Raw genomic sequence first — 20,698 nt, forward strand, 5'->3', positions numbered from 1 at the left:
GGCGCCCCAGGCTCGCTCAAACAGCGGTCGGGGCGCCGGCCTGCCTGTTTCTCTCTCTCAACCTGCTTGCCCTCGTCGATCAGCTCGCGCACGCGCTGCCACCCTCGTGGCCGAGCTCCGATAGCCTTCCGGACCAAGCTGTTCCTTGCGGATCTCGCCGCCCTTGTGGCCGCCCTTCTGGCCCGCTTCGCGCACGGTCATGTCGCCCTTGTGCTGCTGCCGCCGGCGTGCTTGCCGGGCTGGCTTTTCTGCTGGGTCATCGCGGATTCCTGTGTGCTGCGTCGTCAGTGGGGGCGCTGTTCGCTCTGGCTTGCCTCGACCTGGCGGCCGCGGTTGATCAGTTCGCGCACGCGCAGGCCGCCCTTGCGGCCGGCCTCGCGCACGCTGAGCTTGCCGCGGGCGCCATCGACGCCGCCGTTGGATGCGTGGCTTGCGTACTTACCGTTGTCGGATCGACTGCCTGGGGACTGTTGCCGGTTCATGGGATATGTCTCCGTGGATAAGTCCAGTCTTGTTTGAAAGCCCGCTGGCTACCCTCCCGGCGTCCAGCGGAAAACGGTGGGTGCGCGGCGTCCGCACCCGCTTCCGTCCATCGGCACGCAGGTGCTGCGATGGCGGCGAACGCTCCCTCGCTCGCCAGGACGGCGCGAAGCTTCGTGGCGTCCTTCGGACGGCAAGGGCGTTGCAATGCGGATGCCAGCGCGAGGTGCGCCATGCAGCGGAGCGCGGCATCGGCGGCGCTGGAAAAAACCGCTCCGGCTGGAAAGATCTACAGCAGCGTCCGCCTGGTGGTCAGGCAGGCAGGGGTTCGGGCAGCCGCGGGAACGGATACCGCCGTGCAAGGAACGCGCAAGAGAAAAGGGCGCCCGCGGGCGCCCTGGTCGATCAGGCGGCGTGGGCTCAGGCCTTGAGCAGGGCCGGCGTGGCCTGGGCGCCGATCGCGTCGGTCATCGCCTTGGCCACGTTGAGGTTGCCGGCGATGATGTTGCCGCTGGCGGGCAGGCCATCGCGCCCCGCGAAGTCGCCGTAGCGGCCACCCGCCTCGTGCACCAGCAGCGCGCCGGCGGCCATGTCCCAGGGCTTGAGGCCGATCTCGAAATAGCCGTCGTAGCGCGCGGCGGCGGTGTAGGCCAGGTCCAGCGCGGCGGAGCCGGAACGGCGGATGTCCTCGGCCTGGCCGAGGATCGCGCGGGTCATCGCCAGCTGCGCGTCCAGGTGCTCGCGCTGGCGGTAGGGGAAGCCGGTGGCGATCATCGCGCCGCCCAGGTTCTCCCGCCGCGACACGCGGATGCGCCGGTCGTTGAGATAGGCGCCGTCGCCCTTGCTGGCGGTGAACAGCTCGTCGCGCAGCGGATCGAACACCACGCCGTAGATCGGCACGCCCTTCTCGACCAGCGCGATCGAGACGGAGAAGTGCGGAATGCCGCGCAGGTAGTTGTGCGTGCCGTCCAGCGGGTCGATCACCCAGGTCAGCGGGTTCTTGCCGCTGGCGCCGCCTTCCTCGGCGAGGATGGCGTGCTCGGGATAGGCGCGGCGCAGCTCCTTGACGATCTCGGCCTCGGCCAGGCGATCGACCTCGGAGGCGAAGTCCATGCGGTGCTTCTCGACCACGTGCAGGCCGTCGATGCGGTTCATGTAGCGCAGGATCACGTTGCCTGCGGCGCGCGCGGCACGTGCCGCGATGGTGACGGCGGGTCTGGGCATGGCTTCGGCTTGGGATAAAGAGCGGATTGCGGCCGGCGATTCTAGCAGAGCGGGCCGGCGGACCTGTAGGAGCGCTCCCGCAGGCGGTTGCCACCCGGAGAGGCCCCCGTGGCGAACGGGGGTTATCCTTGCCGGTCCCGTTGCCCCGATTGCCGCCCATGACCAGCCCCGCCGACCTCGCCACGCTGTTCCGCTTCGTGCTCGTGCGTACCTCGCATCCCGGCAACATCGGCAGCGCGGCGCGAGCGATCCGCACGATGGGCTTCACCCGGCTGGAACTGGTGGCGCCGGCCGATTTCCCCAGCCGCGAGGCCGATGCGCTGGCGGCCAATGCGGTCAGCGTGCTGGCCGAAGCGAAGGTGCATGGCACGCTGGTGGATGGCCTGGCGGGCGTCACCTTCGCGCTGGGTCTGTCGGCGCGAAGGCGCGGCGTGAACCTGGAGGAACTGACCCCGCGCGAAGGCGCGGCGCAGGCGCTGGCCGCCGCCGCGCGCGGCGAGCAGGTGGCGCTGGTGTTCGGCAACGAGCGCACCGGGCTGGAGAACGAGGAGCTGGCGCGCTGCCATGCGATGGTGCGCATCCCCAGCGTGGAGGACTACAGCTCGCTCAACCTGGCCCAGGCGGTGCAGGTAATGGCCTACGAACAACGCCTGGCGATGCTGGGCGAGGCGCCCCTGCCGGCGCCGCCGGAGCACGACGAGCCGCCCGCCGACGCATCGCGCATGGAGCGCTTCTTCGAGCACCTGGCGCAGACGCTGGAAGAGATCGAGTTCCACAAGGGCCGCGAGCCGGCCACGATCATGCTGCGGCTGCGCCGGTTGTTCCAGCGCGCGCAGCCGGACGAGCGCGAGCTGCGCATCCTGCACGGCGTGCTCGCCGACGCACAGCGCATGGCGATGCTGGCGCACCGCGCGAAGTAAGGCCTGCCGCAAGCGTGGCCGGCAGCGGCTCAGGGCGCGACCGGCTGCAAGGCCTCCACGTACACCAGCTCGCAGGCGCCGTCGCCGGTGTCCTCGCGGCTGAGCGAGGTGCGCCAGCGCCAGCCGTCCGGACGGCTGGCATCGACCAGGAAACCTTCGATGTGCACCAGCTCGCCCTGGCGCACGCGCTCCATGGCGCGACGCACGCCCTCGTCGGCGGGGATCAGGTGCATGTTAGCGCTGGAGGTCTCGATCTCGCGGCGAGGAATCGGGAACTCGTCCACGTGCCAGTAGTAGAAGCGGCCGGATTGGCGGATGTCGATGCGCGAGAGCACCGCGCTGTCGGACATGCGGCCCCAGCCGAGCGCCAGATCCACCGGCGCGAGCGAGGCGCCGGCGTCGAAACGGTAGTCCTCGCGCGAGAGCACGCGCGCGGTGAGCGCGAAGTGGGCGCGCGTGCGCAAGGTGACGTCGCCGCGCTGGAGCGTCGCGCCTTGGTCCAGGTCCACTTGCTCTGGCGCATCCGCAGCAAGCACGCCGGCAGGCGGATGCAGCGGGCGATGGGCCCACCAGCCGAGCGCGCCCCAGACGAGCGCCCCCAATAGCGCGAACCACAGCAGCCGCCGCATCGTTTATCCCCTGTGGAAGTCGGTCAGGCGCGCTTGCGCCGCGCGGCGCCGGCGGGTTCGGGAAGGGCCGGTTTGAGCAGGTCAGCCGGCAGGCTGCGCACGACGTCGGCGAAGCGCTTGAGGAACGGCCCGAGCGATGAGCTCTTGCGCCACACCAGCGCGATGCGCCGGCTCGGCGCGTGGCCGGCGAACTCCAGCAGCTGCACGTTGCCGGTGCGCGCCACCGGCGGCTTGATCGCCAGGGTCGGCAACAGCGTGATACCCACGTTGGCGGCCACCATCTGGCGCAGGGTTTCCAGGCTGGTCGCGCGGAAGCCGACCTTTTCGCCGGCTCCGGCGAGCTGGCACAGCTCCAGCGCCTGGTCGCGCAGGCAATGGCCATCCTCCAGCAGCAGCAGGCTTTCGTCCGAAAGGTCGGCCAGCTTCAGCCGCGCCTTGCGCTGGGCCAGCGGATGGTCGCCGGGCACCGCCAGCACGAACGGCTCCTCGAACAGGAATTCCGCATGCAGGCTTTCCTCGTGCAGGGGCAGGGCGAGGAGCCCGGTGTCCAGCGAGCCCTCACGCAGCATGCGAATGACCTGCTCGGTCTTTTCCTCGATCAGTAGCAGCTCCAGCCGCGGAAAGCGCCGGCGTACCAGCGGCACCAGGTGCGGCAGCAGGTAGGGCCCGAGCGTGGGAAACACGCCCAGGCGCAGCTTGCCGGCCTCCGGGTCGCGCGTACGCTGGGCGATCGCGCGGATCTCGTCGACCTCGGCCAACACCGCGCGCGCGCGGCTGGCGATCTCGCGCCCGGTCTCGGTGAGCAGCACCTTGCGCGGCGTGCGCTCGACCAGCGCAACGCCCAGCTCGTCCTCCAGTTTCTTGATCTGCGTCGATAGCGTGGGTTGGCTGACGAAGCTCGCCTCGGCGGCGCGGCCGAAATGGCGGTGCTCGGCCAGCGAGACAAGATAGGTGAGATCGCGCAGGTTCATGGCCGAATTCGATAGGTGGTGTCTATGATTGTGACGGCGGCGATCGATTCGGACAATCCTCGGCCGAGCCCTATCGACGGATCTTTCTCTTCCGTGCTCATACCGACAAGGCGGACGACCTCCGTTCCTCCGAGCGCAGCCGCGAGGGAAAGACGGAGGCCTTGACGGCCCGAGACACGCTTCACGCCACCGCCAGCCCGGCCATGCCTTTTGGCACTGTGTCACAAGTCATGCCCGGCCTAGCTTCCAAGGTCCGCCTTCACCGTCCCCTGGGGAACCACCATGCGTCGATTCGTCCGCCCGCTCGTGCTCACCGCGCTCGCCACCTGCTGCGCCGCCGCCTTCGCCGCTACCAACGACCCGGTGCCGCGCGGCAAGCTGCCGCGCTGGGCCGTGCCGCAGTCCTACGCGGTGTCCTTCAAGGTCGACCCGCGCCAGCAGGATTTCTCCGGCACCACGGTGATCAAGGTGGACCTCAAGCAGGCCTCCGACCACATCTGGCTGCACGGGCATGACCTGAAGGTCGCGAAGGTCAGCGTGACCGACGCGGCCGGCAAGACGCACGCGGCCAAGTACGTCGAGGCGGCGCCCAAGGAGGGTGTGGTCCGCGTCGACTTCGCCGGCACCCTCAAGCCGCAGCAGCTGACCCTTTCCTTCGACTACACCGCGCCGCTCAACCAACAGCTGCAGGGCCTGTACAAGGTCAGCCATGAAGGCGTGCCCTACGCGATGACGCAGATGGAGCCGATCAGCGCACGCTACGCATTCCCCGGCTTCGACGAGCCGGACTTCAAGACGCCGTTCGACATCAGCCTGACCATACCCAACGACGAGAAGGGCGTGGCCAATACCAGGCAGATCAAGGACACGCCCGCCGGCAACGGCTGGAAGACGCTGACCTTCTCGCAGACCAAGCCGCTGCCGACTTACCTGGTCGCCTTCGGCGTCGGCCCGTGGGACATAGTGGCGGGCCCCGACATCTCGCCGGATGCCTATCGCGCCACGCCGCTCAAGCTGCGCGGCATCGCCGCCAAGGGCGAGGGCCACCGCATGCGGCACGTGCTGTCCGAAACGCCGAGCATCATCCACGCGCTGGAGGAGTACTACGGCTTCGGCTATCCGTGGGACAAGCTGGATCTGCTCGCCGCCCCGGACTTCGCCGCCGGCGCCATGGAGAACGCAGGGTTGGTGACCTTCCGCGACTGGCTGTTGCTGCTCGATCCCGATTCCCCGGCGCAGTACGTGCGCGGCTCGTTCAACGTCAACGCGCACGAGCTGGCCCACCAGTGGACCGGCGACACGGTCACCACCGACTGGTGGAACGACATCTGGCTCAACGAGGCCTTTGCCACCTGGATGCAGCAGAAGGTGACGATGAAGGTGCACCCGGACTACCGCGCTGACCTGGACCGCGTGCGTGGCGCGCAGGGCGCGATGGCCAACGACAGCCTGGTCACCGCGCGCAAGATCCGCCAGCCGATCACCGGCAACGGCGACATCGAGACCGCGTTCGACTCGATCACCTACCAGAAGGGCGCCAGCGTGCTCGGCATGTTCGAGGGCTACGTCGGCGAGAAGACCTTCCAGAAGGGCATGCGCCAGTACATCCAGGACCACAAGTTCGGCAACGCCACCGCGGACGACCTGGTCGACTCGATCGCCAAGGCGGCCGACAAGGGCGAGGACTTCAGGCAGGCGTTCAAGAGCTTCCTCAACCAGCCCGGCGTGCCCTACGTGCAGACGAAGCTGAGCCAGAAGGGCGGCCAGACCGTGCTGGAGCTCAGCCAGAGCCGCTACCTGCCGGTCGGCAGCAAGGGAGATGCGAAGCACGTGTGGGGCGTGCCGGTGTGCGTGCGCTACGGCACCGCCGACGGCAGCAAGGTCGCCTGCGAGCTGCTGCAGAAGGCGCAGGGCAGCATGGTGCTGCCGGGCGCGGCGGCGAACACCTGGGTGATGCCCAACGCCAACGCCAGCGGCTACTACCGCTTCGGCATGGGCAAGGGCGAGCTGGCGCGGGCGGGCGGACAGGTCGGCAAGCTGACCGACGCCGAGCAGCTGGCCTACGCCGACGCGGCCGACGCCAGCTTCCAGCACGGCGACCTCGACGCCGGCAGCCTGCTGGCCGCGCTCAAGCCGTTGACCGCTTCGCGCGTGCGCGAGGTGGCCACCGCACCGCTGGGCAGCTTCGGCTGGATCAACCGTTACCTCGCGCGCACCGATGCGCCGCGCGCCGCGCTGCGTGCGTGGGCTTCGTCGGCCTACCTGCCGCGGATGGAACTGCTCGGCTACCACCGCAAGCCGGGCGAGGCGGACGGCGACTCGCTGCTGCGCAGCACGCTGGCCGGGTTCCTCGCGCTCGACGTCAAGCTGCCGCAGGTGCGCACCGAACTGCTCAAGCAGGGTGACGCCGCGCTCAAGCGCAAGGCCGACGGTCGCCTCGACCTGGGCGCGGCCGATCCGGACCTGCTGGACACGGCGCTCGGCGTGGCCGTGCAGGAGCATGGCAAGAGCGCGGTCGGCGCGCTGATCGCCGAGCTTCCCAAGACCTCCGACCCGGCCCTGCGCAATGCCATCCTGGCCGGCCTGAGCGCGGTCGAGGATCCGGCGCTGTCCGAGCAGGTGCGCAACTTTGCGCTGGACAAGCAGGTCAAGGTCGGCGAAATGGCGGCGCTGCTGCGCGGCGGCCGCGACACGCGCGCCCAGCGTGATGCAATGTGGAACTGGGCCGTGGGTCACTACGACCAGATCGTCGCCCGCACCGGCAGCTTCGCCGGCGGCCGCCTGCCCGCGCTGATGGGCGGTGGCGGCTGCTCGCAGGAAGAGGCCGACCGCCTGCAGTCGTTCTTCAAGACGCGCGCCAAGGACGTCACCGGCGCCGAGCGCGGCCTGGCACAGACCACCGAGCGCACCCTGCTGTGTGCCGCCCTGGCGGAAAAGCAGGATCCGGAGGCAATCCTGCACTGAGGACGGCGCCCGCCGTCGCTCCGAACGCCGGGCGGCAACGCCCGGCGTTTTTCTTTGGTCGGACCGGATAAGAAGGGGGCGGCAGCGTGCGGCGTGGCTACACTGGCATCCCGCTTGCAAAACCCCTTTCCGATGACGAAAGTCCGCTCACTCCTGTCCGATGCCGCCATCCTTCTTGGCGATCGTGCCGAGGCCGAAATCCTGCTGGCCCACGTGCTAGCCAAGCCGCGCAGCTGGCTGATCGCGCATGCCGACGATCCGCTGGCCGACGCCGAGGTTTCGGCCTTCACCGCGTTGGTCGCGCGCCGCAAGGCAGGCGAGCCGGTGGCCTACCTCACTGGCCGCCGCGGTTTCTGGACGCTGGAACTGGAAGTGGATCCGGCCACCCTGATCCCGCGGCCGGAAACCGAATTGCTGGTGGAGCTGGCGTTGGCACGGCTGCCGCCGGGTGGATCGCCGCGGGTGCTCGACCTGGGCACCGGCAGTGGCGCCATCGCGCTGGCGATCGCTCGCGAGTGTCCGCATGGCCGCGTCACAGCGACCGACGCGAGCGCCGACGCGCTGGCCGTGGCGCAGCGCAATGCCGGGCGCAACCGCATCGTCAACACAGCCTTCGTCCATGGCGACTGGTTCGCGCCGCTGGCCGGCACGTGTTTCGAAGTGATCGTCGCCAACCCGCCGTATATCGCCGCGCACGATCCGCATCTGGCCCAGGGCGACCTGCGCTTCGAGCCGGCCGGCGCGCTGGCCTCCGGCCCGGACGGCCTGGACGACATCCGGCGCATCGTCGCAGGTGCCCAGGCGCATCTCGCGCCGGGTGGCTGGCTGATGTTCGAGCACGGCTGGGACCAGGGCGCGGCGGTGCGCGGACTGCTCGAGGCGGCCGGCTATCGCGAGGTGTTCACCACGCAGGACCTGGAAGGGCGCGACCGGGTGAGCGGCGGCCGCGCGGCCTGAACGGCCTTTAGCCCACGCTGGCCGCCACTGCGGCGAACAGCTGCGGGAAGCGCGCGCGGATCGCGTTGCGGATGCCGGGCAGGTCCAGGCCCGCCATCGAGAGCACTTCCTCGCGGCTACCGTGCTCCAGATAGACGTCCGGAAGGCCCAGATGCAGGATCGGCTTGACGAGGCCGTGCGCGGCCAGGCATTCGGCTACGCCGGAGCCGGCGCCGCCGGCCACCGCGTTGTCCTCCAGCGAGACGAAGGCATCGTGCGTCCTGGCCAGCTCCAGGATCATCGCCTCGTCCAGCGGTTTGACGAAGCGCATGTTGACCAGCGTGGCGTCCAGTTCCGCCGCCACCACCGAGGCGGGGGCCAGCATCGCGCCGAAGGAGAGGATCGCCAGGCCGTGCCCGCGCCGGCGCAGCTCGGCCTTGCCGATCGGCAGGGTGTCCAGCTCCTTGCGCACGGCTGCGCCCGGGCCGGTGCCGCGCGGGTAGCGGATGGCTGCGGGGCCTTCGTATTCGAAGCCGGTGCTCAGCATCGTCCGGCACTCGTTTTCGTCGGCCGGCGCCATGATCAGCATGTTCGGCAGGCAGCGCAGGAACGACAGGTCGAAGCTGCCCGAGTGAGTGGCGCCGTCCGGGCCGACCACGCCGGCGCGGTCGATGGCGAAGGTGACGTCCAGGTTCTGCAGCGCCACGTCGTGGATCGCCTGGTCGTAGGCGCGCTGCAGGAAGGTCGAGTAGATCGCAACCACCGGCTTGGCGCCTTCGCAGGCCATGCCGGCGGCCAGCGTCACCGCGTGCTGCTCGGCGATCGCCACGTCGAAATAGCGCTTGGGGTATTCCTTGGAGAAACGCACCAGGCCCGAGCCTTCGCGCATCGCCGGCGTGATGCCGAGCAGGCGCTCGTCGGCTGCGGCCATGTCGCAAAGCCAGTCGCCGAAGATGTCGGTGTAGGTCGGCTTGGCCGGTGCTCCCTTCTTCACCACGCCGGCGACCGGGTCGAACGGGCCGACGGCGTGATACTCGATCTGTTCCTGTTCGGCCGGAGCGTAGCCCTTGCCCTTGGTGGTGACCACGTGCAGGAGCTGCGGGCCGGGCAGATTCTTGACCGTGCGCAGAGCGCGCAGCAGGGCCGGGATGTCGTGGCCGTCGATCGGGCCGGTGTAGTGGAAGCCCAGTTCCTCGAACAGCGTCGAAGGCAGGAACATGCCCTTGGCGTGCTCCTCCCAGTTCTTGAAGAAGCGGCCGAACAGCGACTGCCGCGGAATCGCCTTCTTGGCCCGCTCGCGCACGGCGTTGAGGCGGCGGCTGGCCATCGCGCGGGCCATCATCTTGGTCATCGCGCCGACGTTCTCGCTGATCGACATGCCGTTGTCGTTGAGCACGACCAGCATGTTGGGCTCGACGTCGCCACCGTGGTTGAGCGCCTCGAAGGCCATGCCGGCGGTCATCGCGCCGTCGCCGATCACGGCGACGAACTTGCGGTCGTCGCCGCGCCGCTGCGCGGCAATGGCCATGCCCAGCGCGGCCGAGATCGAGGTGGAGGAGTGGCCCACGCCGAAAGTGTCGTATGCGCTCTCCTCGCGGCGCGGGAACGGCGCGAGGCCATCCTTTTTCTTGATCGTGGTGATGCGGTCGCGCCGCCCGGTGAGGATCTTGTGCGGGTAGCACTGGTGGCCCACGTCCCACACCAGGCGGTCGCGCGGCGTGTCGAACACGTGGTGCAGCGCCACGGTCAGTTCGACCACGCCCAGGCCCGCGCCGAAATGGCCGCCGGAGCTGGCGACCGATTCGATCAGGTACTGGCGCAGTTCGGCCGCCACGGCGGGCAGCTCGGCGTCGGGCACGCGGCGCAGGTCGTCCGGCGTCTCGATCCGGGCCAGGTGGGGGTAGCGGGAGAGGTCGATCATCGGCGTATTGTTGGTCCAGCGGCAGGACGGGGCAAGGGCGGCAACGTGAACGCCTGCCGCCAGTCTGCACGCCGGGCATACAAATTGCTGCGCAAGCTTGCCGCGACGTCTCCTTGAGGACGCGAGCCATGAGCAAGCTTTCCCAGGCTTTCCGCAGTTTCGCCGAGGCGACCGCGCGCTATTCGGGCAGGCCGGCGGCCTTCCTGACCGCCGCCTTCATCGTCGTCGTGTGGGCCGCCTCCGGGCCGATGTTCCACTTCGGTGATACCTGGCAGCTGGTGATCAACACGGGCACGACCATCATCACGTTCCTGATGGTGTTCCTGATCCAGAACAGCCAGAACCGCGACAGCGCCGCATTGCAGATCAAGCTGGATGAGCTGATCCGAGCGACCGAGGCGCGCAATTCCCTGATCGACCTGGACGGCCTGGACGAGGACGCGCTGGAGCGCATCCGCGAGAACTACCGCAAGCTGGCCCATCGCAAGGAGGAAGAGGCCCGGCGCAGCCACAACGCCAGCCGCCGCGCGCGGTTCGAGGAAGAGGCGGAGGAGGCCTGCGAGGAGGTCAGGGAGATCGACCGCGAGCTTGCCCAGGCCAGCGCCGACCACGCGAAGGCGCACGCCGGGCCGGGAAGCTAGGCGGCCATCGCTCCGCGCCGGTCGCGCGGCAGGTGGCTGACCAGGAACTCCATCTGGTCGACGAGGATGTTGCGGTTGGACAGGATCAGGTGCTCCACCCAGCTGGGCCGGTAGGGCACCGCCAGCAGCGGCATGTGCGCCTGCTGCGGCGTGCGATTGGCCTTCTTCAGGTTGCAGGCGAGGCAGGCGCTGACCACGTTTTCCCATTCGTCCTTGCCGCCGCGCGAGACCGGCTCGACGTGGTCGCGGGTCAGTTCGCCGCGGGCGAACTGGTTGCCGCAGTAAAGGCAAAGGTGGCGGTCGCGGGCGAACAAGGCGGTGTTGGTCAGCGCCGGTGCCGGGTCGATCGCGTGGTCGCGGCAGTGGCCGGTGCTGGCGACGATCGGGTGCAGGTCCAGCCGGCTGCGCTCCCCGCGGGCGCGGTTGTGGCCGCCATGGACGGTCAGGCAGGGATCGCCCAGGGTCCAGGCCACGGCCTCGCGGACGTAGAGGCAGACGGCGTCCTGCCAGCTGATCCAGTCGAGGATGCGGCCGGCGGCGTCCAGCGAAAGCACCCGGGTGGAGTTGAGATCCCGGCGCGGCACTTCCATCAGCATGCGGTTTCCTTCAGCCAGTTCGTAGGTTCGGGCGTAGGTCGATGCAACGATGCGCTCGCGATCCAGCATAGCCCAACTCGATGACAGCGCGCGCATAAGCATTTGACGCGCTTGACAGATCTGCCGCGCGGAGCTGGATTCGCCCACGCGACTGGCCGCTGATATAGTGGCAAGTTCGCGACCCGACGCCGGGTTTGGGAGGGGTGGCCATCGGTGGCGGCCCCGGCACGGCGGGGCAGAGGTAACAAGACGTGGCTGAAGTACTTTTCTACGAGCGCCCGGTGCCGCTCAACCGCACCCAGCACAAGGACCTGCGCCTGAAGGGCATCCCGAGCCTGAAGTTCGCGGCTGCCGCCCACTCGGTGCCGCTGACCGGCGCGGAGTTCCCGATTGCCGCGCGCGACCTGCCGATCCTGTTCGCCGGCCAGAGCGTCGAGGATGCCGGCCCGATGGCGCTCCTCGGCCTGCGCCAGAACGAGAACCTGCTGGTCGACGAGAACGGCCAGTGGGCGACCAACATCTACGTGCCGGCCTTCGTGCGCCGCTACCCCTTCATCCTGGCCGAAAAGCCGGCCGGGACCGAGGGCGACGACTTCACCGTGTTCCTCGACGAGGCCTATGAAGGCTTCGGCAGCGACGAGGGCGACCGCCTGTTCAAGGAAGACGGCAGCGACAGCGAGATGCTGACCAACGCAGTGGGTTTCCTGGGCGAGTTCCAGCAGCACGTGACGCGTACCCACTGGTTCATGGACCAGCTGCGCAAGCACCAGCTGCTGGAGCCGCGCAACATCCGCCTGGAGAAGGACGGCAAGTCGATCAACCTGAACGGCCTGTTCGTCGTCAACGAGGAAAAGCTGCGCCAGCTCGACGAGAAGACCGCCTACGAGTTCCTCCGCGAGGGCGTGCTGGGCTGGATCTATGCGCACCTGCTGTCGCTGCCCAACATCGACCGCCTGGCCCAGCGCCTGGACCTGCGCGAGAGCGCCGGAGGTTGATGCCCGTGCGCCGCCGCGCCAGCCGCGGCGGCCTTAGACGGCGCTAAGCACGGCTTGCGAGGATGGCGCCATGCGCCATCCTTTTTTTTGCCTGGCCGCGTGTACTGCCGCGGCCCTGCTCGGCGGCTGCGCCACCTACCGCCCCGCGCCCGTCGATCCGGCCGCGACCCGGGCGCAGTGGCAGGCACGCCGGCTGGACGACCCGTCCCTTGCGGCGCGCCTGCGCCCGTGGCTGCCTGCTCGCGACCACGGGCAGTGGCCGCCCTCGAGCTATGGCCGTGCCGAGCTGGTGCTGGCGGCGCTGGCGCTCAACCCGGACCTGGACGAGGCCCGCAGCCACCTGGCCGAGGCCAGCGCCGCGGTGCGCACCGCCGGCGCGCTGCGCAACCCGACCCTGAGCCTGGCACTGGAGCGCTATACCCAGGCCCAGGTCGGCAGTGCGCCCTGGCTGTGGGGACTTAGCACCGACTTCCTGCTCGACGGCGGCCTGCGCCGCCGCCTGCGCGTGCAGCTGGCCGACCAGGGCGTGCGCGGCGCGCGGCTGGATTACGCCGAGAGCCTGTGGAAGGTGCGCAGCACCGTGCGCGACGCGCTGGTGCAGCAGCGCATCGCGCAGCGCCAGCAGGCGCTTGCCGCCCGCACGGTGGCCGCGGCCGGGGCGCTGGAGCAGGCCGCCCGCCAGCGCGTGGCGCTGGGCGAGGACGAGCCGCAGGTCGCCCTGCAGGCTGCACAGACGCTGGCGCAGGCGCGCAGCGACCAGGCTGCAGCAGCGCAGCGCATGGCCGGCGCTCGATCGCAGCTGGCCCGTGCCATCGGTCTGCCTTCCAGCGCGCTGGAAGGCCTGGACCTGCGCTGGGACGGTTTCGACCAGCCGACCGCGCCCACGCCGGCGCAATTGGACACGCTCGCCGACCAGGCCCTGCTCGCGCGCGCCGACCTGGAGCGTGCGCTGGACGACTACGCCAGCCGCGAGACCGAGCTGCGCCAGCAGGTGCACGACCAGTACCCACAGCTGTCGCTGGGGCCGGGCTACACCTATGACCACGGCATGCGCAAGCTCACCTTCAACGCCAGCCTGAGCCTGCCTGTGTTCAACCAGAACCAGGGGCCGATCGCCGAGGCGCGAGCACGCCGTGAGACGGCCGCTGCGCACGTGCGAGCGGTGCAGGCCGACATCGCCGGCGCCATCGAGGCCGCGCGCGCCCGGCTGGCCGCCGCGCTGCCGGCGCTGGCCGCGGCGCGCGCCGGGCGCCAGGCCGCCGAGAGCGCGCGCGCGCAGGCCGAGCATGCCTTCGCGCTGGGCGCCATCGACCGCCCCGCGCTGCTCGCCGCCCGTCTGTCCGCGCTCGCCGCCGAGCAGACCGCGCTCGCTGCGCTCGATGCCGCCTGGCAGGCCGAGGCCGCGCTGGAGGATGCGTTGCGCACGCCGCTGGATGCCGAGGAAGCCGCATTGTGGCAGCCAATGGAAACCCGCGATCCGCTCGCGCCGGCGGCCAAGAGCGAGGGCCCGCGGCCCGGCCCGCAAGCCGCTGCGATGAAAGATGGGAAGGCCGTTCCCGCAGGAGAATCCCCATGAAGCCATCCCTGTCGCTCGCCGTCCTGGCGCTGTTCGCTTCGCTTACCGGCACCGTCGGCGCCACCGAGCTGGATGCCGCCGCGCAGTCGCGCCTGGGCCTGCGCCTGGCCACGCTGGCCGATGGCGAGATGCCGATGACCACGCGGGCCGTCGCCGACGTGCTCGATCCGGTGCCGCTGGCCAAGGCGGTCGACGATGTCGCCGCCGCGCAGGCCGCCGCCGACGCCTCGCGTGCCGAGGCCGCGCGCACGCGTGTGCTGCTCGCGTCGCAGGGCAACGCCTCGCGCAAGGCGCTGGAGGCGGCGCAGGCACAGGCGGTCGCCGACCAGGCGCGGCTGCGCGAGGCGCGCATCGCCTTACGCAGCGTCTGGGGCGACGACCTGGAGGAGATGGATGCGAAGCGCCGCGATCGGCTGATCGACGCACTGGTCGCCGGCCAGCAGGTGCTGCTCAAGGCCGAACCGCTCGGCCGCCCGGACGCACCCATGCTGGTGCGCGCGGCGACCTTGCAGATGCCGCACGGCGTGGACGCCCCCGCGCAGGTGCTCGGCAGGCTGCCGCGCAGCACATCGGGCCTGGCCGCCGGCTGGCTGCTGCAAGCGGACGCCGGTCAGCTGGTCCCGGGCATGGTGCTGACCGCGCAGTTGCAGTCCGACGGCCCGCCGGTACGCGGCGTGTTGTTGCCGCGCGCGGCGATCGTGCGCTGGAACGGGCAGGACTGGGCCTACGTCGCCACCGGTCGGGACCAGTTCGAGCGCCGCGCGGTGACACCGCGTGCGATGACGCCGGCCGGCTGGCTGGTCGGCGCGCCGTTCAAGCCGGGCGAGCGCGTGGTGGTGCAGGGCGCCGAGGCGCTGGTGGCGGTGGATGCCGCGCCGACGCCCGGCGAGGCCGCCTCGGACGGCGACTGACCGATGCTTGCCGCGATCATCCGCAGCGCGTTGCGCGCGTCCGGCTGGGTCGTCCTGCTGGCCGTACTGGTGCTGGCGCTGGGCGTGCAGCGCGTGTTCGACGCCAAGTACGACGTCTTTCCCGAGTTCGTGCCGGCGCAGGCCACCGTGCAGGTGGAGGCGCCCGGCTTCACCGCGCTGCAGGTGGAGCAGCGCGTCACCCAGACCATCGAGAACGCGGTCAACGGCACCACCGACGTGGACGTAGTGCGCTCGCAGTCGATCCAGGGCCTGGCGGTGATCGATGTGGTGTTCAAGGACGGCAGTGATCCGTTCCGCGATCGCCAGCTGCTGGCCGAGCGCGTCACCGAGGCGGCGGCCAACCTGCCGGCCGGCGTGCACGCGCCGTCCTTGAGCCCGATGACGTCTTCGACCATGGACCTGCTCAAGTTCGGCCTGATCAGCGACAAGCTCGATCCGCTCACGCTGCGCGGGCTGGCCGACTGGACGATCAAGCCGCGTCTGCTCGCCGTGCCCGGCGTGGCCGATGCGATCGTGTTCGGCGGCGGCGTTCGCGAGTGGGACGTGCGCGTGCACCCGGACCGGCTCGCCGCCTACGGGCTCACGCTGGAGGACGTGCGCCTGGCCGCCACCGCCGCCACCGGCGTGCGTGGCGCCGGCTACGTCGACACGCCCAGCCAGCGCGTGGTGCTGGAAGCCGACGGCGGCCTGACCGACCCGGCGCAACTGGGCCGCACGGTGTTGACCCGGCATGCCGGCCGCAACATCACCCTGGCCGACGTGGCGAGCGTGAGCGTGGCCGCCGCACCGGCCTTCGGCGACGCGCGCATCGACGCCCGCCCCGGCATTCTCGTTGCGATGACCAGCCAGTACGGAAGCAACACGCTGGAAGTCACCCGCGCGGTGGAGAAGGCGCTGGACGACCTGAAACCCATGCTCGCGGCGCAGGGCGTGACATTGGTGCCGGCGTTGCACCGGCCGGCCACCTTCGTGGAGGTGGCGCTGGCCAACATGCGCAACGCGCTCGCCTTCGGCGCCGTGCTGGTGCTGGTGGTGCTGGTGCTGTTCCTGAAGGACTGGCGCACGGCACTGATCTCCTTCGTGAGCATCCCGCTGTCGCTGGCGCTCGCCGTGCTGTCGCTGCGCTACCTCGGCTGGACCATCAACACCATGACGCTGGGCGGCCTGGCGGTGGCGCTGGGCGTGGTGGTGGACGATGCCATCATCGACGTGGAGAACATCGACCGCCGCCTGCGCGTGGCCGGGCGCGATGCGCCGCGCATCGAAACTATCCTGGCCGCCTCGGTCGAGGTGCGCCGGCCAGTGGTGCTGGCCACCGTGGTGGTCGGTTTCGTGTTCGTGCCGATCCTTCTTCTGCCGGGCCTGCAGGGTAGTTTCTTCGCGCCGCTGGCCGGCGCGTTCCTGCTGGCCACGTTCGCCTCGCTGCTGGTGGCGCTCACAGTGACGCCGGCACTGTGCCTGCTGCTGCTGCGCCCCGGGCGGCGGCACCGCGAGCCCCGCTGGCTCAAGCGCATGAAGCTGGCGCAGTACCGTCTGCTGGAACGCACCATGCCGCACGGCCGCGGCCTGCTGGTCGCGGTGCTGCTGATCGGCGTGCTGGCGGTGGCGGCGCTGCCGTTCTTCGGCGCCTCGCTGATGCCGGAGTTCCGCGAGGGCCACTTCGTACTGCAGGTGACCGGGCCTTCGGGCGCATCGCTCGAAGAGATGGATCGCATCGGCGAGGGCATCAGCCGCGGCGTGCTGGCGATCCCCGGCGTGGCCAGCGTGTCGCTGCAGATGGGCCGCGCCGAGGCGGTGCAGGACACCTGGCCGCCCAATCGCGGCGAACTGCACGTGGAGCTCAAGCCCGGCCTTGCGGCAAACGCGCAGATCCGCATCGAGACGGCGCTCCGGAAGCTGCTCGACGGCTATCCCGGGCTGACCTCCGAAGTGGTCACCTTTCTCGGCGACCGCATCAGCGAGTCGCTTTCGGGTGAGACCGCGCCGGTGACGCTCAGCCTGTACGGTCAGGATCTGGACCGGCTCGATGCACTCGCCACGCAGGCGCAGGCGATCCTGCGGAGCGTGCCTGGCGCCGGCAGCGTGCGGCTGGCCGAATCGCCCAGCGTGCCGACCATGCGCATCGCGCCCGATCCCGACCGGCTGTCCGCCCGCGGCATGCGCATGACCGACGTGCTGGACGCGGTCGCTGCCGCGCACCAGGGCGTCATCGTGGGCGAGGTGTACCGCGGCGTGCAGCCGGTGGAGATCCGCCTCACGCTGGACGACACTGCCTCGCACGACCCCGAGGCGGTGGGCAGCCTGCTGCTGCCGGCGGCGGACGGGCAGAGCGTGCCCCTGTCGGAGGTGGCCGCGGTCGACCTGGTCAAGGGCCGCGCCAGCGTCCAGCACGAAGGCGGCCGCCGCCGGCTGGTGGTGGCGATCACGCCCGGCACGGCCGATGTGGTCGGCTTCGTCGCCAAGGCGCGCGCGGCGCTCGACCGCCAGCTCAAGCTGCCGGCCGGCTACTACGTAGAGTTCGGCGGCGCCGCCGAGGGCGCGGTGCAGGCGCAGCACACCCTGCTGCTGCACAGCGGGCTGGCCGGTGCGGCGATCGTCGCGCTGCTGCTCTTGAGTTTTCCCGACCGGCGCAGCACGGCGCTGATCCTCGCCAACGTGCCCTTTGCGCTGGTCGGCGGCGTGATCGCAGCGGCGCTGACCGGCGGCGTGCTCTCCATCGGCGCGCTGGTCGGCTTCGTCACGCTGTTCGGCATCGCCGCGCGCAACACCATCCTGCTGCTGGCCCACTACGAGCACCTGATCGACACCGAAGGTGCGCACTGGAACCGCTTCACCGTGCTGCGCGGCGCGCGCGAACGGCTCACGCCGATCGTGATGACCGCGCTGGTGACCGCGCTCGGCCTGCTGCCGCTGGCGCTGGGCAGCGGCGAGCCCGGGCGCGAGGTCGAAGGGCCGATGGCGATCGTGATCCTCGGCGGCCTGCTCACCTCCACCATGCTCAACCTGCTGGTGATGCCCGCGCTGGCCGGGCGCTACCTGCGACCCGCGGCAAAGTCCGGCGCGGCCTAGCAGGCGCGCCGCCCATCCAGCACGCGTGCGTGCTCCAATGGGGCCTTCGCCACGACACGGAGTTCATCATGCGCTACCACGGCAGCTGTCATTGCGGACGCATCGCCTTCGACGTCGAAGGCGACCTTGACAAGGCCATCGAGTGCAACTGCTCGCATTGCAGCCGCAAGGGCTACCTCCTGTGGTTCGTGCCGCGCGGGCAGCTCACGCTGGCCACGCCCGAGCAGGACATGGCTACCTACACCTTCAACAAGCACGTCATCCAGCACCGCTTCTGCCCGACCTGCGGCTGTGCGCCGTTCGGCCTGGGCCAGGCGCCGGACGGCCAGGCGATGGCGGCCATCAACGTGCGATGCCTGGAGGGCGTGGCACTGGACGGGCTCGAGCGCGTGGCGGTGGACGGGCGCAGCTACTGACCGGTGGCGGGGCCTGGCGGCCCGCGCATGACGCCGCCGTCATCGGTCCGCGACGGCAGCCGCCCTAGCCTGCGGCCGGTAGCGGGGCCGATGGGCGGCCCGGCGGGGTGGCCAGGCACAGGACTTTCCCGTGGAGCGTCCAGTCGGCGGGTATGCGTTGCTGGGAGTCGCCGCGTGCGCGGCGCTGGTGCTGCCGGCGTTCTTCCTTCCGCCGGTGCCGATCGACGAGACGCGTTATCTGGCGGTGGCGTGGACCATGCACGCCGGCGGCCACTGGCTGGTGCCGTGGCTGGACGGTGCGCCTTACCCGGACAAGCCGCCGCTGCTGTTCTGGCTGATCAACCTGGCTTGGTGGGTGACTGGCGTGCATGCCTGGTCCGCGCGCCTGCTGGAGGTGTTGCTGGCGCTGGCCACGCTGCCGCCCTTGCGCCGCCTGGCCTTTGCGCTTTCGGCGGATGCGCGGGCGGCCGCGAAGGCGACGTGGCTGTGGCTGGGCTGCATCGCCTTCGCGGGTTTCGCCGGGGCCGTGATGTTCGACCTGCTGCTGACCCTCTGCGTGTTGTCCGCGTGGCTGGGCGGCGTGTGGCTGGCGCGCGGGCAGATGAGGTTAGGCACCGTGTGGCTGGCGTTGGGGTTGGGCCTGGGCATCTTGACCAAGGGTCCGGTCAGCCTGCTGGTCGGCGGGCTTCCGGCGCTGCTCGCCCCCTGGTGGCATCCGGCGGTACGTGGCCGGCCGGGGCGGCACTATCTCGCCCTCCTGCTGGCCTTGGCGGGAGCGGCCGTGCTGGCGCTGGCCTGGGCCTTGCCGGCCGCGCGGGCCGGCGGTCCGGCGTATGGCGATGCGATCTTTCTCAAGCAGACCGCCGGCCGGGTCGCCGAGAGCTTCGCACACGACCGGGGGCCGGCCTGGTACCTGCCGATCGTGCCGCTGCTGATGCTGCCGTGGACGCTCGGCCTTGGCCGCGGCGTGCCTGCCAGCGATCCGGCCGCGGCGCCCGGCCATCGCCTGCTCGACCGCTTTGCCCTGGCCGCCACGCTGCCCGCGTTCCTGGTGTTCTGTCTGATCAGCGGCAAGCAGCCGCACTACCTGCTGCCGCTGTTGCCGGCGCTGGCCCTGCCGGCCGGCGCGAGGCTGGCGGCAGGGCGCTGGCGGGTGGTCGGCTGGCGAGTGGGGCTGGTGCTGCTGGTCATTGCCGTGGGATTCGCCGTCGCGCTGGCGCGTCTGGCGCCGCAGGCACCGGTCATGGCCTACGCCTGCCTGGGCGGCGCGGCGTTGCCGGGCGTGGCTCTGGTCGCGCGCGGCCGGCGCCCGACCACGGTGGCGACCGCGGCGGTGGCGACGCTGGTACTGGTGGCGCTGGCGAAGGCGGCCTTCGTGCTGGGGCTGGGGCCGCGCTATGCGGTCCAGGCCGCCGCCGCCCGCATCGCCTCGGCCCAGCGCGCCGGCATCCCGCTGTTGCATGCCGGTCAGCAGCAGGGGCTGTACACCTTCGCCGGCCGTCTCACTGCGCCGATTGCTACCGCCCGCAGCCAGGCCCAGGTCGCGGCCTGGGCGACCGCACATCCCGGCGGCTGGGTGATCAGCAGCTACCGGCACTACGACTACGCGGCTACGCCGCTGTACCAGCAGCCCTTTCTTGGCCGGCGCCTGGCCATCTGGCGCGCCGCCGACATCGCTGCCCAGGCCGCCGCTAACGCCCGCACCCGCGCGCCCGAAGAGCCCGCCGACGCGGGTGACTAGGGCGCGCGCAAGCTAGCGTACCGGCTTGGCCAGCCGCAGCAGGTCGGTGGCGAAGCCGTCGGCCTCGTACAGCGCACGGGCGCGCTCGTTGCCGGGGAACACCGCCAGCGTGATCAGCGCGCAGCGGTGCTCGCGCGCCCACGCCTCTGCATGCGCCATCAGCGCCTTGCCCACGCCCTGGCCTTCGTGGGCCGGGGCCACGGCGATGTTGTTGATGTGGCAGTTGGTGCGGCCGGTAAAAAAGTCTTGTGTCTTCTGCAGTTCGATGAAGCCGACCACTTCGCCGTCCTCGTCCTCGGCCACGAACAGGAAGTCGTTGGCGGTGCCGTCCTCCAGGTGCCGCAGCAAGTCCTTGCGGATGCCGTCGATGCATTCGTGCCGCTTGCGCCAGGGCGGCAGCGGGAAATCCACGAAGCGCGGGATCAGTCCCAGGATGAAATCGTCGTCGTCCTCGGCCAGACGGATCAGGAAGTTCGTGTCGCTCATGCGGCAGTCATTCGATTGGCAACGATTGGAGCGGTTCTACACCGAGCAGGCGCGGCGGGGAAGCCCCGGCCGGTACGGAGCGCTTGCTAAAGCCCCTGCTTCCCCCTCGCAAGGAGAGCTCCGATGCGCCGTCCGATCCCGCCACGCCCTTCCGGTCCTCCATGCCGCTGCTGGCCTGCCTGGTGCTGGCATTGGCCGGCA

The 20,698-nt window shown here is 70.6% G+C and carries 17 protein-coding genes; 10 read left to right on the forward strand and 7 right to left on the reverse strand.

Annotated features, from left to right (window positions below; translation table 11 throughout):
• Nucleotides 1-284: 284 nt before the first annotated feature.
• Together VGU65_RS00520 and VGU65_RS00525 are read right to left on the reverse strand one after the other, a co-directional pair.
• Entirely contained in the window at nt 285-482 is a 198-nt protein-coding gene (locus VGU65_RS00520) for a hypothetical protein (RefSeq protein ID WP_327472198.1), read from the reverse strand.
• Between the two features lie 418 nt (nt 483-900).
• Nucleotides 901-1,704 carry an inositol monophosphatase family protein gene (locus VGU65_RS00525; RefSeq protein WP_327472199.1) on the reverse strand — a complete coding sequence of 268 codons (804 nt, stop codon included), beginning with the start codon at nt 1,702-1,704 and terminating at the stop codon, nt 901-903.
• A gap of 158 nt (nt 1,705-1,862) precedes the next feature.
• Here VGU65_RS00525 and VGU65_RS00530 point away from each other — a divergent pair, with 158 nt between their 5' ends.
• Nucleotides 1,863-2,624 (forward strand): RNA methyltransferase, encoded by a 762-nt coding sequence (locus tag VGU65_RS00530; RefSeq protein ID WP_327472200.1) that lies wholly within the window; start codon nt 1,863-1,865, stop codon nt 2,622-2,624.
• A gap of 29 nt (nt 2,625-2,653) precedes the next feature.
• Here the strand turns inward: VGU65_RS00530 and VGU65_RS00535 are convergent, their stop codons facing one another.
• Together VGU65_RS00535 and oxyR are read right to left on the reverse strand one after the other, a co-directional pair.
• Nucleotides 2,654-3,253, reverse strand: coding sequence for a hypothetical protein (locus tag VGU65_RS00535; protein ID WP_327472201.1), 600 nt, complete (start codon nt 3,251-3,253; stop codon nt 2,654-2,656).
• Nucleotides 3,254-3,276: 23 nt separating this feature from the next.
• Nucleotides 3,277-4,224: a DNA-binding transcriptional regulator OxyR gene (gene oxyR / locus VGU65_RS00540; RefSeq protein ID WP_327472202.1), complete on the reverse strand. Its 948-nt coding sequence runs from the start codon at nt 4,222-4,224 to the stop codon at nt 3,277-3,279.
• Nucleotides 4,225-4,506: 282 nt separating this feature from the next.
• Between oxyR and VGU65_RS00545 the strand changes: the two genes are divergently transcribed.
• Nucleotides 4,507-7,188 (forward strand): M1 family metallopeptidase, encoded by a 2,682-nt coding sequence (locus VGU65_RS00545; protein ID WP_327472203.1) that lies wholly within the window; start codon nt 4,507-4,509, stop codon nt 7,186-7,188.
• Between the two features lie 132 nt (nt 7,189-7,320).
• A complete protein-coding gene (gene prmC / locus VGU65_RS00550; protein WP_327472204.1) occupies nt 7,321-8,145 on the forward strand; it encodes a peptide chain release factor N(5)-glutamine methyltransferase in 825 nt (274 codons plus the stop codon).
• Nucleotides 8,146-8,152: 7 nt separating this feature from the next.
• On the opposite strand, the gene dxs is transcribed toward prmC, so the two are convergent.
• Nucleotides 8,153-10,045, reverse strand: coding sequence for a 1-deoxy-D-xylulose-5-phosphate synthase (gene dxs, locus VGU65_RS00555; protein WP_327472205.1), 1,893 nt, complete (start codon nt 10,043-10,045; stop codon nt 8,153-8,155).
• Between the two features lie 128 nt (nt 10,046-10,173).
• On the opposite strand from dxs, the gene VGU65_RS00560 reads away from it, so the two are divergent.
• Entirely contained in the window at nt 10,174-10,686 is a 513-nt protein-coding gene (locus VGU65_RS00560) for a low affinity iron permease family protein (protein ID WP_327472206.1), read from the forward strand.
• Here VGU65_RS00560 and VGU65_RS00565 read toward each other — a convergent pair.
• Complete coding sequence (locus VGU65_RS00565) at nt 10,683-11,282, reverse strand: HNH endonuclease (protein ID WP_327472234.1); 600 nt, start codon at nt 11,280-11,282, stop codon at nt 10,683-10,685. The genes VGU65_RS00560 and VGU65_RS00565 overlap by 4 nt on opposite strands.
• A gap of 251 nt (nt 11,283-11,533) precedes the next feature.
• On the opposite strand from VGU65_RS00565, the gene VGU65_RS00570 reads away from it, so the two are divergent.
• The 6 genes from VGU65_RS00570 (at nt 11,534) to VGU65_RS00595 (ending at nt 20,011) form a co-directional block, all read left to right on the forward strand.
• On the forward strand, nt 11,534-12,277 hold the full coding sequence (locus VGU65_RS00570; RefSeq protein ID WP_327472207.1) for a SapC family protein: 744 nt from the start codon (nt 11,534-11,536) through the stop codon (nt 12,275-12,277).
• A gap of 70 nt (nt 12,278-12,347) precedes the next feature.
• On the forward strand, nt 12,348-13,853 hold the full coding sequence (locus VGU65_RS00575; RefSeq protein ID WP_327472208.1) for a TolC family protein: 1,506 nt from the start codon (nt 12,348-12,350) through the stop codon (nt 13,851-13,853).
• Nucleotides 13,850-14,764 carry an efflux RND transporter periplasmic adaptor subunit gene (locus VGU65_RS00580; protein ID WP_327472209.1) on the forward strand — a complete coding sequence of 305 codons (915 nt, stop codon included), beginning with the start codon at nt 13,850-13,852 and terminating at the stop codon, nt 14,762-14,764. The genes VGU65_RS00575 and VGU65_RS00580 overlap by 4 nt, the downstream gene beginning before the upstream one ends.
• Nucleotides 14,765-14,767: 3 nt before the next feature.
• Nucleotides 14,768-17,854, forward strand: a complete 3,087-nt coding sequence (locus VGU65_RS00585; RefSeq protein WP_327472210.1) for an efflux RND transporter permease subunit — start codon at nt 14,768-14,770, stop codon at nt 17,852-17,854.
• A gap of 68 nt (nt 17,855-17,922) precedes the next feature.
• Nucleotides 17,923-18,270 carry a GFA family protein gene (locus tag VGU65_RS00590; RefSeq protein WP_327472211.1) on the forward strand — a complete coding sequence of 116 codons (348 nt, stop codon included), beginning with the start codon at nt 17,923-17,925 and terminating at the stop codon, nt 18,268-18,270.
• Between the two features lie 130 nt (nt 18,271-18,400).
• Entirely contained in the window at nt 18,401-20,011 is a 1,611-nt protein-coding gene (locus VGU65_RS00595) for an ArnT family glycosyltransferase (protein WP_327472212.1), read from the forward strand.
• A gap of 12 nt (nt 20,012-20,023) precedes the next feature.
• Here VGU65_RS00595 and VGU65_RS00600 read toward each other — a convergent pair whose 3' ends face one another.
• The gene (locus tag VGU65_RS00600; RefSeq protein WP_327472213.1) at nt 20,024-20,497 is read right to left on the reverse strand and encodes a GNAT family N-acetyltransferase; all 474 of its coding nucleotides are present in this window, start codon (nt 20,495-20,497) and stop codon (nt 20,024-20,026) included.
• Nucleotides 20,498-20,698: the final 201 nt, after the last annotated feature.

The organism is Frateuria sp. (assembly GCF_035943815.1).
In the GTDB taxonomy this organism is placed as follows: Bacteria; Pseudomonadota; Gammaproteobacteria; order Xanthomonadales; family Rhodanobacteraceae; genus Frateuria_A.

Excerpts from the sequence above, each read along its gene's own strand:
- VGU65_RS00545 (WP_327472203.1), top strand. The coding sequence starts at position 4,507 with ATGCGTCGATTCGTCCGCCCGCTCGTGCTCACCGCGCTCGCCACCTGC.
- VGU65_RS00520 (WP_327472198.1), bottom strand. The coding sequence starts at position 482 with ATGAACCGGCAACAGTCCCCAGGCAGTCGATCCGACAACGGTAAGTAC.
- VGU65_RS00560 (WP_327472206.1), top strand. The coding sequence starts at position 10,174 with ATGAGCAAGCTTTCCCAGGCTTTCCGCAGTTTCGCCGAGGCGACCGCG.
- VGU65_RS00590 (WP_327472211.1), top strand. The coding sequence starts at position 17,923 with ATGCGCTACCACGGCAGCTGTCATTGCGGACGCATCGCCTTCGACGTC.
- VGU65_RS00600 (WP_327472213.1), bottom strand. The coding sequence starts at position 20,497 with ATGAGCGACACGAACTTCCTGATCCGTCTGGCCGAGGACGACGACGAT.
- VGU65_RS00535 (WP_327472201.1), bottom strand. The coding sequence starts at position 3,253 with ATGCGGCGGCTGCTGTGGTTCGCGCTATTGGGGGCGCTCGTCTGGGGC.
- dxs (WP_327472205.1), bottom strand. The coding sequence starts at position 10,045 with ATGATCGACCTCTCCCGCTACCCCCACCTGGCCCGGATCGAGACGCCG.
- VGU65_RS00580 (WP_327472209.1), top strand. The coding sequence starts at position 13,850 with ATGAAGCCATCCCTGTCGCTCGCCGTCCTGGCGCTGTTCGCTTCGCTT.
- prmC (WP_327472204.1), top strand. The coding sequence starts at position 7,321 with ATGACGAAAGTCCGCTCACTCCTGTCCGATGCCGCCATCCTTCTTGGC.
- VGU65_RS00525 (WP_327472199.1), bottom strand. The coding sequence starts at position 1,704 with ATGCCCAGACCCGCCGTCACCATCGCGGCACGTGCCGCGCGCGCCGCA.
- VGU65_RS00575 (WP_327472208.1), top strand. The coding sequence starts at position 12,348 with ATGCGCCATCCTTTTTTTTGCCTGGCCGCGTGTACTGCCGCGGCCCTG.
- VGU65_RS00530 (WP_327472200.1), top strand. The coding sequence starts at position 1,863 with ATGACCAGCCCCGCCGACCTCGCCACGCTGTTCCGCTTCGTGCTCGTG.
- VGU65_RS00565 (WP_327472234.1), bottom strand. The coding sequence starts at position 11,282 with ATGCTGATGGAAGTGCCGCGCCGGGATCTCAACTCCACCCGGGTGCTT.
- oxyR (WP_327472202.1), bottom strand. The coding sequence starts at position 4,224 with ATGAACCTGCGCGATCTCACCTATCTTGTCTCGCTGGCCGAGCACCGC.
- VGU65_RS00585 (WP_327472210.1), top strand. The coding sequence starts at position 14,768 with ATGCTTGCCGCGATCATCCGCAGCGCGTTGCGCGCGTCCGGCTGGGTC.